This window comes from Pseudomonas sp. G11 (assembly GCF_029457515.1).
Taxonomy (GTDB): Bacteria; Pseudomonadota; Gammaproteobacteria; order Pseudomonadales; family Pseudomonadaceae; genus Aquipseudomonas; species Aquipseudomonas gorinensis.
In genome coordinates, this window is record NZ_CP120377.1 from 2,736,123 (window position 1) to 2,748,161 (window position 12,039).

General features: G+C 58.0%; 10 protein-coding genes and 2 pseudogenes. 6 read left to right on the forward strand and 6 right to left on the reverse strand.

The window, feature by feature from the left end; genetic code table 11:
• Nucleotides 1-5 precede the first annotated feature (5 nt).
• A pseudogene (locus P2T68_RS12725) lies at nucleotides 6-375 on the forward strand (c-type cytochrome biogenesis protein CcmI); the annotation flags it as partial.
• Nucleotides 376-471: 96 nt separating this feature from the next.
• Here P2T68_RS12725 and P2T68_RS12730 read toward each other — a convergent pair.
• Nucleotides 472-732: a helix-turn-helix transcriptional regulator gene (locus P2T68_RS12730; protein WP_277379424.1), complete on the reverse strand. Its 261-nt coding sequence runs from the start codon at nucleotides 730-732 to the stop codon at nucleotides 472-474.
• Here P2T68_RS12730 and P2T68_RS12735 point away from each other — a divergent pair.
• Nucleotides 719-1,213 (forward strand): DMT family transporter, encoded by a 495-nt coding sequence (locus tag P2T68_RS12735; RefSeq protein WP_277379425.1) that lies wholly within the window; start codon nucleotides 719-721, stop codon nucleotides 1,211-1,213. The genes P2T68_RS12730 and P2T68_RS12735 overlap by 14 nt on opposite strands.
• Before the next feature lie 28 nt (nucleotides 1,214-1,241).
• Here the strand turns inward: P2T68_RS12735 and P2T68_RS12740 are convergent, their stop codons facing one another.
• Complete coding sequence (locus P2T68_RS12740) at nucleotides 1,242-2,669, reverse strand: site-specific integrase (protein ID WP_159995021.1); 1,428 nt, start codon at nucleotides 2,667-2,669, stop codon at nucleotides 1,242-1,244.
• Nucleotides 2,670-2,964: 295 nt separating this feature from the next.
• Nucleotides 2,965-3,216 (reverse strand): annotated as a pseudogene (locus P2T68_RS12745) (integrase); the annotation flags it as partial.
• A 240-nt stretch (nucleotides 3,217-3,456) separates the two neighbouring features.
• On the opposite strand from P2T68_RS12745, the gene P2T68_RS12750 reads away from it, so the two are divergent.
• A complete protein-coding gene (locus P2T68_RS12750; RefSeq protein ID WP_277379426.1) occupies nucleotides 3,457-4,689 on the forward strand; it encodes an MFS transporter in 1,233 nt (410 codons plus the stop codon).
• A 13-nt stretch (nucleotides 4,690-4,702) separates the two neighbouring features.
• Nucleotides 4,703-5,635 carry a LysR family transcriptional regulator gene (locus P2T68_RS12755; protein WP_102623990.1) on the forward strand — a complete coding sequence of 311 codons (933 nt, stop codon included), beginning with the start codon at nucleotides 4,703-4,705 and terminating at the stop codon, nucleotides 5,633-5,635.
• A 237-nt stretch (nucleotides 5,636-5,872) separates the two neighbouring features.
• Here the strand turns inward: P2T68_RS12755 and P2T68_RS12765 are convergent, their stop codons facing one another.
• The 3 genes from P2T68_RS12765 to P2T68_RS12775 are packed head-to-tail and all read right to left on the reverse strand — an operon-like array spanning nucleotide 5,873 to nucleotide 9,860.
• Nucleotides 5,873-8,128 (reverse strand): molybdopterin cofactor-binding domain-containing protein, encoded by a 2,256-nt coding sequence (locus tag P2T68_RS12765; RefSeq protein WP_277379427.1) that lies wholly within the window; start codon nucleotides 8,126-8,128, stop codon nucleotides 5,873-5,875.
• Entirely contained in the window at nucleotides 8,125-8,589 is a 465-nt protein-coding gene (locus P2T68_RS12770) for a (2Fe-2S)-binding protein (RefSeq protein WP_024076457.1), read from the reverse strand. The genes P2T68_RS12765 and P2T68_RS12770 overlap by 4 nt, the downstream gene beginning before the upstream one ends.
• Nucleotides 8,586-9,860 (reverse strand): c-type cytochrome, encoded by a 1,275-nt coding sequence (locus tag P2T68_RS12775; RefSeq protein WP_277379428.1) that lies wholly within the window; start codon nucleotides 9,858-9,860, stop codon nucleotides 8,586-8,588. Before P2T68_RS12775 ends, P2T68_RS12770 begins: the two co-directional genes overlap by 4 nt.
• Nucleotides 9,861-9,963: 103 nt before the next feature.
• On the opposite strand from P2T68_RS12775, the gene P2T68_RS12780 reads away from it, so the two are divergent.
• Both P2T68_RS12780 and P2T68_RS12785 read left to right on the forward strand, forming a co-directional pair.
• Nucleotides 9,964-10,854: a DsbA family oxidoreductase gene (locus P2T68_RS12780; RefSeq protein WP_277379429.1), complete on the forward strand. Its 891-nt coding sequence runs from the start codon at nucleotides 9,964-9,966 to the stop codon at nucleotides 10,852-10,854.
• A gap of 37 nt (nucleotides 10,855-10,891) precedes the next feature.
• A complete protein-coding gene (locus tag P2T68_RS12785) occupies nucleotides 10,892-12,004 on the forward strand; it encodes an alkene reductase (protein WP_168232072.1) in 1,113 nt (370 codons plus the stop codon).
• Nucleotides 12,005-12,039 lie beyond the last annotated feature (35 nt).

Genomic DNA, 12,039 nt, shown 5'->3' on the forward strand with positions numbered 1-12,039 from the left:
ACCAAAGAGCCGTCGCGGCCAAGCCGGTGGCATTGCTCAAGGTTTCGGTCGACCTTTCGCCGAGGTCAAGGTCAAAGTCCAATCGGGTTACAGCGTGTTCATCTTCACCCGTGCCGTTTCCGGTCCACCGGCACCGTTGGCCAACGCCTGACCGTGGCCGACTTGCCGGTGACCGTGGAGTTGGGTGATGCGGACGCAATGATGCTGCAAATGAAACTGTCGAACTTCCCTGAAATCCAACTGGTTGCGCGTATCTCCCGCGCCGGCCAACCAGCTGCCGGCGAGTGGAGCGTTCAAAGCGCCTCTCTGCCGAAAAGCGCCAAGACGCTCCAAAAGCTAATTATTGACACACCAAAATCTATCCGACGCAAATAACGTCTGTGATGTACTCGACGCCTAGGATTTACGCATCCTTAAACAAGATGAATTGCGTTGATTTAACGCCGTTTGACCACCTCTAGTCGTATGGACCTAGATCTTTTCCTGCAGCGTTTTGAAAAAAGCATCGATATTCTCATCGTGGCGTTGGTAATAGGTCCAAGGGCCTATCCGCTGAGAAGTCACCAGTTGCGCGCGCTGCAGGGCAGTGAGGTAAAGCGATGTAGTGGACTGTGAAAGCCCTGTGCGCTCCTGGATGATGCTGACGCACACACCCACCGTTTCAGGATCTACCTCCTGCTCGGGAAAGCTCCTCCTGGGATCCTTGAGCCAATTGAGGATGTCAAGTCGCATCGGGTTTGTATTGGCAATTGCTGGCTTGGTCTGTCTGCTGCTTCCAGGCGCAGCCGCCCCTGACCCCGTTAGCGCACTCACGATGCTGTTATCGGGGGTGGCATGGGGGATCTATTCACTGCTTGGCAAAACTGTCGCCGATCCGCTGGCAACCACAGCCGGCAATTTTCTGCGCTCGATTCCCCCGGTCTTGATTGCAAGTTTGCCGTTTCTCTCAGCGCTGCGTTGGGATCTGCTGGGGATATTTTATGCGGTTCTTTCCGGCGCGCTGGCGTCGGGCGTTGGCTACGCGGTCTGGTACGTCGCGGTGCGTTATCTTGCAGCGTTTCAAGCCGCGACGGTGCAGTTGAGCGTGCCCATCCTGGCTTCGCTGGCTGGTATCGTTTTTCTGGGGGAAAGCCTTAGCGTAAGGATGGTGTTGGCATCCGTCGCTGTGCTGGGGGGTGTTGCGTTGGTGTTGGGCGGCAAACAGCACGGCTAGTTGTCACCGGATGACGATGCCAGGAAAATCACTGCTGCTTTTCACCTGATGAGTATCCTAGTTCCTCTAAAGAGTCCTGGCCGATTATGATATCGGTGAGCTTCTCCCCCAGCAGATTCCAAGCTTCTTTTTTCTCTTCGGCATAATCATGGTGTAAGTAGTGACGGCGGACCCGGGAGCCTGCCAGCACGTGGTTCTGACAGCGGTCTATCACGTCAAGGCTTATGCCACAGGCTTGCATCATGGTCGCACCCGTTCGTCTCAAGTCATGGGGTGTCCATTCTCCATTGGCACCACCGGACAGCACCAGGGTGTCATCATGTCGGCGACGTGAAAGCGGCTTGCGATTTTTGAAGCGTGATTGGCGGTCTCCCACCTGTTTGCTGACGACCTTGAGATCGACATGACCATCATGATGCTTTGCGGGAAAGCACCATTGAGAGTTTCCTGTCAGCAGCCGAAGCTTGCTGAAATAGTGGATCGCAAACGCAGACAGGAACACGTGGTGGTCTTGTTTTCTCCCCCGGCTACCTTTGACGTTCGCCACAGGAATAAACCAGACACCAGTTTTCAAATCAATGTTTTTCCATTCGGCCTGAAGCAGTTCACCGATCCGGCATAACGTTCCCAAGCAGATCCAAAGCGCAAGTTGGGTCTCCGGCTTGAGTGGGCGAATCCCATCATACTTTTCGCCGGCAGGTAGTGCTGCATAGTCCGCAGTCATTTTTTGAAAGCGTTGGTTTAATTCTTGAAGTTCGATAGAGGAGAGGATCCGAGTTCGCTCCTCCTGATAGTCACTGGGTACAAGCTTGTTGATTTCGACCAAGTCTGCTGGGTTTCCATCAATCAGCAATGTTCGCCATGGCTGGCGTTTCTGCGCCCATCCAAACATCTGAACGATATCCGAAAAAAGACTGATGGCCTGACGAGTGGCGCCGCGAGCCATTACAGATCGCACCAGGCTCCGCAGGTCATGCTCATCAATTGAGCTGATGACTTTTGAGCCTAGGGCGGGGTAAAGATCTTTCGCGAATTTTCTCCGTAGCTCGGCATTACCATCCTTGCGCGCCACACCATCGCGAAGCCATTCTCCCGCGAGGTCTAGCAGCGTTAACTCCTTGGATTTTCGCTGGGCGGCTTCTGCGAGTTGCGCAGCCAGCTCCGCTTTCAGTCTGACCTTCTCTGCGCGTTTGTTCTCGTTTGGATTAATCCCTTTGGCTACAAGGTCTCGCGCTTCGTTGCGCTCCTTGCGGATCTCGGTCAACGACTTATTTGGCCAGGTACCGCACGAGAAACGGGTGTAAATCCCTTCCCAGCGAAACTGGAAGTAAAAGGGGATGGCGATACCTTTTTTGCGGAGTGAGACTCTGCCCGCGAGGCTGCCTTCGTCGCGTATCATGATTCCGACATCCTGCTCGGTCAGTGCTTCCAATTCCTTGGCAGTGAGCTTTACCATAATCAACCTCTTTATGAGTTTACTCCCACATTTACTCCCACCGATTCGTCAGCTAAAGGTAGATCAGGATAGAGGTCGTTGGAAGAATAAAGCGCTGAAAGGCCTTTTATTGCTGGGATTTAGGATTCTGTAGGAGAATGACGAGAGCCAAGGATGTCTAATGCTTAACTGAATGGGGTGCTAGGGGTCGAGTGTTCGAATCACTCCGTCCCGACCATTATTCCTGAGTAGAATCAGACAATTGAGCCGATCTAACAGATCGGCTTTTTTGTGCCTGCGCAAAATCAGCGCAAAACTACCCGGTGATTTCACTGATATTCAGGTCCGGGATTGCTTCTGACCAGATGATTTCATCGTGGTCCCGCTGGTGGTTTTTGGTCATGCCCTCGCTCGCATGACCAGTGATCTTTTGCCCATCCTTTCCGGCTTTCTCTTACAGGTGCAGCGACAGAGCTCGCACTTCGTGGAAGCCTGGCATCTCCTCTTCCTTCCATCCCGCGTAGCCGCTCGCCGCCTCGCTGACCGCCTTGAGCGCTCGCGTCAAATATGAGCCGGTCTAATGAATTTGGACATATCAATAGGGCGCTCTGATGGCGTCCAAACCTGATGTGTGCAGTTGCTGTTATCGACCCAGCCCGGGCATCTCTTGCGCACGACGCAACGCGACGTTGCGTCCCGGCCATATTCTCTCGAGGTGCACTGCCGCCTATGTTGTTGGCCTGGCAAACATGAATGCGAGTGACCTTCGTTGGAAAGTCACCGCTGTCGAACCTCAGGAGTCTATGGCATGGGCCTTTCTACACGTGATACAGCAGCGACGATACAAAAAGCATCAATGACAAAGGGGCTGGTGCTTCTATTTGCTTTTTGTTGCGGTGCCATCGTGGCCAACATCTATTACGCACAACCGATTATTAGCTTGATCGCTCCGGATATCGGCATGTCGAGTGGGAGCGCGAGTTTCATCGTTTCGCTGACCCAGATTGGTTATGCGCTCGGATTGTTTTTCCTGGTGCCCTTGGCGGACCTGGTAGAAAACCGTCGGCTGATGATCGCGACGATCGTGATTACGATCTTCAGCCTGGTCGCCGCCAGTTTATCCAAGCAGCCGAGTGTATTTCTAGTGGTGTCGGCACTCATCGGTTTCAGCTCAGTCTCCGTGCAGATGCTTATTCCTTTGGCGGCACATCTGGCATCGGAAGAGTCTCGCGGTCGGGTGGTTGGCGGGATTATGGGGGGCTTGCTGCTAGGGATTCTGCTGGCGCGGCCTCTGTCGAGCCTGGTTGCCGATCATTTGGGCTGGCGGGTGGTGTTTGTCGGGGCCGCCGCCTTGATGCTCGTTATCGCCATCGTGATTGGCATGACCCTGCCTAAATGGCAACCGACCCATCGTGCGTCGTACGGCCAATTGCTGATGTCCCTGGGCCAACTGTTTTGCCGCGAGCCCGTGCTGCGTCAGCGCGCGCTCTATCAAGGGCTGATGTTTGCGGCGTTCAGTTTGTTCTGGACCGCTGTGCCATTGATATTGAGTCGTGAGTTCGGCCTCACGCAAAGTCAGATTGCGATTTTCTCTTTGGTTGGCGCCATCGGTGCCATTGCCGCACCTATCAGTGGCCGTCTTGCCGATGCAGGCCATACTCGACGAGCGTCGCAGGTGGCCATGGTGCTGGGTGTATTGAGTTTCCTTCCAGCCTTCATCAATCCCTTTTACGGTGTGATTGGGTTGGCCGTCACCGGGATAGCGCTGGATTTTGCAGTGCAAATGAACATGGTGCTTGGCCAGCGAGCTGTCTATGCATTGGGCACGGCCAACAGAGGCCGTCTGAATGCGTTGTACATGATCAGTATCTTTATTGGGGGTGCAATCGGTTCTTCGGTAGCCAGTTTGCTTTATGAACATGCCGGCTGGCTGGCGATTGCTGCGGTGGGAAGCGCATTGTCGCTGGTAGCTCTAGTCGTCTTCTCGGTGGTTTCTCGTCGGACCCGAACTGGCACAATGCTCAATATGAACAACGGGTGAGTCAAGGAGTGTCATGGACAAGCTGCTCGCATTGAAGATGTTCGTCCAGGCTGTGGATTCGAAGGGCTTTTCTTCTGCCGCTCGACAGTTAGGCCTGGCGACGTCTTCTGTGACTCGGATGATCGATGGGCTTGAGGCGGAACTGGGCGCTGTCTTGCTTAATCGATCCACGCGTCAAATCTCATTGTCAGATGCCGGGGCCGCCTACTACTTGAAAGCGCGGGAAGTGCTGAATGCTGTCGCCGAGGCGGATGCCTCGGTCAGTGACCGCGGGGAACTCCCTGCGGGCCATCTTCGTATTTCCGTGCCCGTAGCGCTGGGGCGTCGTCTGATTGCACCTCATATTGCCTCGCTGTTGAAGCGATACCCTCAACTTGTGTTGGACATGACGCTCTCCGATGACATCGTTGAATTACTGGGGGAGCGCGTCGATCTGGCGATTCGATTGGGATCGGCAGCCGCCATGGATGGTGTCGTCAGTCGTCCCGTCGGTCATTTCAAGCGCCGGGTGGTGGCCAGTGCCGAGTACCTGAATGCACATGGCTTTCCTGAACATCCCATGGACCTCATGCAGCACGAGTGCCTGCGTTTCAGTTACGGCCCAAAGCAACAGGTGTGGACTTTCTTAAAGGAAGGTGAGGAGACTCGAGTACCGATTGAGGGCCGCTTCAAAAGCAACAATGCCGAGGTTTTGCGTGAGGTTGCGTTGGCGGGCGGTGGAGTGGCTCTGTTACCTGACTGGCTCGTCAACGACGATATTGGCAGCGGTGATTTGACTTCATTGTTCGAGTCCTTTGTTATCAATCCGAACGATGCCAGTTCGGCCATTTCCGCGCTGTATCTTCCCAATCATCGTGGCTCCAAGCGCGTCAATGCGTTTATCGATTTCATCAGCGAATTGCTAGGGCCTGAAGGCTCGTTTTCGAACGATGCTGTCAGGAGATAGCATTGAAATGCTCAAGCGCCTGCAAAACTCTATCGATATTTCCCCAGCAAAGAGGCACTGATAGACCGCGTGTACGACGAGGTGTATCAGTGGGATTCCTCGTGTTCGCGTTAACGGGTTGCTGCATGAGCGCCAGGCGCTCACGAGCGTGCGCCTGGCTACCGATTCAGACGTTTCGCCGGCATCGGCAGGCTGACTTGTGGCGGAAGGGCATAAGGTCGACACCGCCCGGATCGGTCATGATCCCAGCGCCTCCTGCCAGCCACGTCGCGCCAGCGGCAGATCGAGCAAGCGCTTGCCGGTGGCATCGTTGATGGCATTGCCCAGTGCTGCGGCCATGGGGCCCTGGACGATTTCCGCCGCACCAAGAAATGGCTGATCCGGCTGATCAATCAGGTGGACCTCGACCTGTTGCGGCAAATCCGGAAAACGCATGATCGGATAGCCGCTCCAGTCGAAACTGTGCATGCCGCTGGCGTCATAGAGGATTCGCTCATAGAGCGTCCAACTGGCGGACTGCACGATGCCACCCTGGATCTGATTGAGCAGCCCGTCGGGGCTGACAATTTGCCCCACGTCGACGGCGGCGACAACGCGATCAATCGTCACCTGTCCAGTCTGGCGCTGCACATGCAACTGCACGGCGATTGCGCAGTAACCCATGATGTTTTTGTAGCGGGCAAAGGCAAAGCCGACTCCGCTGCCGGGGCCCGTTGCTTTTTGTGGCCAGCGGAACTCAGCGGCCACGCGCTCCACCACCGCCCGTGCTCGCGGATCGCTCAAGTGATTCAGGCGAAATTGTACCGGGTCGACGGTGGCCCTGGCCGCCAGTTCATCGACGGTGCTCTCGATGGCGAAGATGTTGATATGGGCACCGAGCGAACGCATGGCCGAGGTCCTGAATGGCATGGTCAGTACAAAGTTAAGATCGACCTTCAGGTTGGGGATCTCATACAACGGAACGGCATTGCGGTCGCCGTCGCCTTCGGGCTGAGCGATCGGTACCGACGGTGCCGGGGTGAAGGGATTGGCCAACAGCCACGCCGGCAACAGGCGCCCGGCGTTGACGATACGTTCGTTGTGCGGCGTACTCCAGAGTTCGTATGTCCAGTCGCGAAGCCGCCCGCTGTCGTCCAGTCCTGCTTCCACTTCGGCAAGCATGGCCGAGCTGTAGGGCTCCCAGAGATTTTCCTGTTCGCGCATCCATTGCACCCGTATCGGCTTGCCGGGAATGGCCATGGCGATCAGCGCGGCGTCGGCGGCGGCGTCATCGGCGCCGTTGTGGCCATAGCAACCGGAGCCTTCAGCGTGGATGCACCGCACCTGAGCCACCGGCAGGCCGACCATCTCGGCGATACCCGAGCGCAATGGATAGACACCTTGAGAGTGGGTCCACACGGTCAGTGTGCCGTCCTTGAACCAGGCCACTGCGCAGGAGGGGCCGATGGAGCCGTGCATCAGGTATTGCTTGGTCACCCGGGCCTTGTAGGCGCGCGGCACCGGTTGCGGGAGGTCACCCTTGGCACTCACCGGGTAGCGTCGCGCCGGCAATTCGGTGAGGAGTTGATGGATGTGTGTCGAGTCGGGCAGCGGGTTACCTGCTGTCCAGCGGGCCGTGGCATAGCCCTCGCGCATTGCTTTGACCGCCAGCCATTCATCGGTGGCGACCACGGCAAGGTAGCTGCCGTTGCGGATCAGTTTCACCTCACCGGGCAGTTTCCCGAGGGCGGCCTCGTCAATCTCCAGAAGCTGACTGCCGCGCCGGGGTGGCCGTATCACGCGGGCATGCAGCATATCGGGCAGGCGCATGTCCTGCACATAGGCTGCACCGCCGCTGACTTTGGCCGGGATGTCCAGTCGAGGCAGTGATTGGCCGATCAGGGTGAAACGGCTGGCTGGCTTGAAGGGCGAGTTGGCCGATGCAAAACGATGCAGTTGGACCCCTGCCACGGCTTGTGCGTAGGTCATGCTGCGGCCTTGCGCATCGTAGATCACCGCGTCCCGCGTGGTCAGGCTGTCGACGTTGAGATGCCATTGCCGTGCCGCGGACTCGAGCAACAATTGACGCACCTGGGCCGCGGCGTTGAACAGCGCGGTGCCGCTGTCGACGATCGTATGGCTGCCGGCGGTATACCCTTCATTGGGGGTCAGTGCGGTGTCGGCGGTGAGAAAACGGATGAGCGTGGGCGGCACTTCCAGCCGCTCGGCGGCGATCTGCAGGAGCGCAGTTTTGACGCCAGTGCCCAGTTCCACTTTGCCGGTGTAGACGGTGATGCCATCTTTTGCATCAATGCGGATCCAGGCGTCCAGGTGAGGAGTGGCGCGCAGGCTGCCCGGCAGGTCGGGGGCGAGGATCTCTGTCCCCAAGGTGTCTACTTCAGTGTCGGCGAAGGCGCGAGGAATGGCCGGGAGCAGTGCGAACCCCATCACCAATGCACCATTTATCATGAATGCGCGGCGGCTCAGATCGACTTTTTGCGTTGAGGTTTTCATACCTTGCCCCCTTGCGCGATGACCGATTTGATAGCGGCGAGGATTCGCACATGGGTGCCGCAGCGGCACAAGTTGGGTGCCATGTGGCGACGGATCGTTTCATCGTCCGGATGGGGGTTGGCTTCCAATAGCGCCTGTGCGCGGACGATCATTCCGGCGATGCAATAGCCGCACTGGGCCGCCTGTTCCTCGATAAAGGCTTTCTGCAAGGCACCCGGTTGGTCAGCGCTGCCGAGGCTCTCGACCGTGCGCACCGATTTGCCCGCCAGCGCGCCGCAGGGCGTCAGGCAGGAAAACACCGGTTTGTCGTTCACTAGCACCGTGCAGGCGCCACATTGACCCAGACCGCAGCCGTATTTGGCGCCGTTGAGCCCCACTTGATTGCGCAAGGCATACAGCAAGGGCATGTCGTCCGCGATGTCCAGTTCGTGAGTCTTGCCGTTGATATCGAGTGTGATCACGGTTGCTGCTCCTGAGCCCGAATGCTTTTGATGGTCTTGTCGAGATCCGTCCAGGGACGGTTCGCGCAACTTTGGTTGCGCAAGTACTCGGCAAGTGCGGCCACATGGGTGTCGTCCAGGCTAGGGGCGAAGGCAGGCATGTAGTGGCTGGAAGCGGCGCTGGACATGGGGATGCCCTGCAGGATGGTCTGGATCAAATTGCGTGGCGAGTCCTCCATCACCGCCGAGGTGTTCGCCAGCGCCGGCCGCGATTCAATGACGCGCATCGGCGCCGCGCCGCCGTGGCAACTCGCGCAGGCGCCGTCGAACAATGAGGCGCCCATAAGTGCTCTGGCGCTGGGCTTGACCCCAGAAGTGCAGGGCGGCGATGGGGCATCCGATGAGGTTTTCTTGAGGTCGAGAATGTACTGCGCGATGGCATGGGCATCTTCCGTCGGCAATTGCGCGATGCTCAGACTGACCGGCAACATCGGGCCCGCTGCTGCGCCGTGTCCTTCGGCGACCTCGCCCGTCAGATAGGCGACCAACTGGGCTTCGTTCCAGGGGTGTTGCGCCTCGGTCATTCCGCGCAGGGCAGGGGCTGTCCAGCCGTCGACGACACCACCGTTGAACCGTTCGCTGCTTTTTTCCCCGCCAATCAGATTCAGGGGCGAATGGCAGGATGAACAATGTCCCGCTCCCTCGACCAGGTAGCGTCCGCGGTTCCATTGTGCTGACTGGTTGGGAAGTGGCTCCAGCGGATCTCCATGCAGGAACAACAAGTTCCAGAAGGACACCAGCGGACGGAAGTTCATGGGGAAGACCATATGGTTCTGCGGCGCGGTGTATGTGATCGGGTCCACGCTCATCAGGTAGGCATAGGCGTCGGCGATATCGGCGTCGCTCATCTTTCGATAATGCACGTAGGGGAACGCCGGATAGAGGAAATGGCCGTCACGCGCGATGCCTTCACGCATGGCCCGTTCAAAGGCGTCCAGCGACCACTTTCCGATACCGGATTCCGGGTCCGGGGTAATGTTGGTGGTGAAGAGGGTTCCGAAAGGCGTTACCAGCGGCAAACCGCCGGCCATGTAGGCGCCTCCTGGCCGTGTGTGACAGACCGCACAGTCTCCGGCTTCGACGACGCGGCGGCCTCTGTCCAGGGTTTCGCGATCGGCCTTCAGGGGCTGGCTGACCGTGGCAATTTCCGGCCTCCACATCATCCAGAACGCAAACCCTAACCCCACGACGCCGATCGCCAGAACGACACCGATGATCGTTTTGCGCTTCATCGCCTTACCTCTCGAGCTGAATTAACGACAGATTTTTCAATCCGCCGCGTGCGATGGGCGTACGGCGATTTTCCATGACGTGAGCTTAGAGAGGGTGCTTGTGATGGAGTACCCCATCAAGGCGCAACGCTACATTGCGCCAGGCGCAACGGTGACCGAATCAACAACCGTTAACTCGCGCAGCGTGCGCCCCTGTCCAAAGACAGGCGCTCAAGGACCGTGGCGCGCCGAAGGCGTGATCGGCACATCGTTGCGTTTTGCGAAAAGCTACGTTGTGCAACCGACGGATTCTCTGGCGGCGCTCCGGCCCCTACCTTGGGGGGTGAAACACTCAACCACGGAGACCGTCATGAGTTTGCACTCATCCACAATTCAAGTGACTTACGACTTCATCTGCCCATGGTGCTGGATCGGTGAGGAACATCTCGAACGCGCTCTGGCCGCTTCGGGTTTATCAACGGACCGACCCATCGGCTTCCTGCCTTATCAGTTGAACCCTGACATGCCCGTTCAAGGCATGGATCGCAAAGTCTATCGCTCTGGCAAATTCGGCAGTTGGGCACGTAGCCAGGCGATGGACGCACAGGTCACCCACGCCGGTAAGGCGGTCGGGCTTGAGTTCGATTACGAGCGAGTCAAAAAAACGCCCAACACCCTGGCCGCGCATCGGTTGGTATGGCGCGAGCAACAGGCGGGTCGAGACGCGTCGACGCTGGTCAAGGCCATTTTCAAGGCGTACTTCGGCGAGGGGCGGGATATCGGCGACCTCACGATACTGGCCGACATCGCTGCCGAAACCGGGCAGGACCGAGCGGTCATTGTCGACTTTCTCAAGTCCGATGAAGGCACGGCTGAAGTCTTGAAGCTCGAAGCCCAAACCAAGGCATCCGGTGTGCGCTCGGTGCCCAGCATTCAGATCGCAGATGACGTGATCAGTGGCGCCCAGCCCGTCGAAATAATGACCCGGATACTGAAACGAAGCGAAGCCGCTTAAGGCGTTTTTCCAATCCCTATTCATTCAGGAAATCATCATGACTCATCACTTGTTCAGCCCGATCAAACTTGGCCAACTCACCCTCAAGCACCGCGTCGCCATGGCGCCTCTGACTCGTTCGCGGGCGGGGCAACCGGGCAACGTACCGACATCGATGAACGTCGAGTACTACCGTCAGCGTGCCAGTGCCGCATTGATCATTACCGAGGCTACGCAGATTTCGCAGCAGGGCCAGGGTTACGCCTGGACCCCCGGCATCCATAGCGACGAGCAGATCCAGGGCTGGAAGGCGGTCAGCGAGGCCGTGCACGCAGAAGGCGGGCGCATTTTCCTGCAGCTCTGGCATGTGGGGCGAGTGTCGCACCCGGTGTTCCAGCCTGGCGGCGGCTTGCCGGTGGCGCCCACCGCGCAACCGGTACCCGGCAAGACCTTCATCCTCAATGAAGAGGGCGAGGGCGTATGGGGTGATGTACCTGTCCCTCAAGCGCTGGACATTCCCGGGATCGAAGCGATCGTTGCCGACTTCCGCAAGGCCGCTCGCAACGCGATCCTGGCGGGTATGGACGGGGTGGAAATTCACGCCGGCAATGGTTACCTGCTCGACCAATTCATCAACAGCGCCAGCAATCAGCGGAGTGATCGCTACGGTGGAAGTATCGAAAACCGTGCCCGGTTGCTGCTTGAAGTCGTGGACGCCGTGACCGCGCAAGTAGGCGCCGAACGCGTAGCTGTCCGCCTGACACCGATGGGACGTTTCATGGGGATGGGCGATGACACCCCGGAACAAACCTTTGGCTACATCGCATCCCGGCTCAATCACTGGAATCTCGCGTACCTGCACCTGGTAGAACCGATGATGGTTGGCACAGTGCTCGATGAAAGTAACGACCCACGCTGGGACGCGATCATCAAGCAACTGCGTAATGACTTCCACGGCGTTCTGATGTTGGCGGGAGGCTACTCCGGCGAAACGGCCGAACAGGCCATTGCGCAGGGGCGTGCGGACCTCATTGCGTTTGGTCGCCCGTTCATTGCCAACCCCGACTTACCGGCTCGCTTGCGCGGTCGCAACGAACTCAACGTGGCTGACGGCAACAGCTTTTTTGGTGGCGACGCCAAGGGGTACGTCGACTATCCGGTGTTGGCATAACGCAACGCTAAACCGCAGCCGGGGAAATCACCCGG

Coding starts and splice junctions, on each gene's coding strand:
- P2T68_RS12735 (WP_277379425.1), top strand. CDS start 719: ATGTCAAGTCGCATCGGGTTTGTATTGGCAATTGCTGGCTTGGTCTGT.
- P2T68_RS12730 (WP_277379424.1), bottom strand. CDS start 732: ATGCGACTTGACATCCTCAATTGGCTCAAGGATCCCAGGAGGAGCTTT.
- P2T68_RS12740 (WP_159995021.1), bottom strand. CDS start 2,669: ATGGTAAAGCTCACTGCCAAGGAATTGGAAGCACTGACCGAGCAGGAT.
- P2T68_RS12750 (WP_277379426.1), top strand. CDS start 3,457: ATGGGCCTTTCTACACGTGATACAGCAGCGACGATACAAAAAGCATCA.
- P2T68_RS12755 (WP_102623990.1), top strand. CDS start 4,703: ATGGACAAGCTGCTCGCATTGAAGATGTTCGTCCAGGCTGTGGATTCG.
- P2T68_RS12765 (WP_277379427.1), bottom strand. CDS start 8,128: ATGAAAACCTCAACGCAAAAAGTCGATCTGAGCCGCCGCGCATTCATG.
- P2T68_RS12775 (WP_277379428.1), bottom strand. CDS start 9,860: ATGAAGCGCAAAACGATCATCGGTGTCGTTCTGGCGATCGGCGTCGTG.
- P2T68_RS12780 (WP_277379429.1), top strand. CDS start 9,964: ATGGAGTACCCCATCAAGGCGCAACGCTACATTGCGCCAGGCGCAACG.
- P2T68_RS12785 (WP_168232072.1), top strand. CDS start 10,892: ATGACTCATCACTTGTTCAGCCCGATCAAACTTGGCCAACTCACCCTC.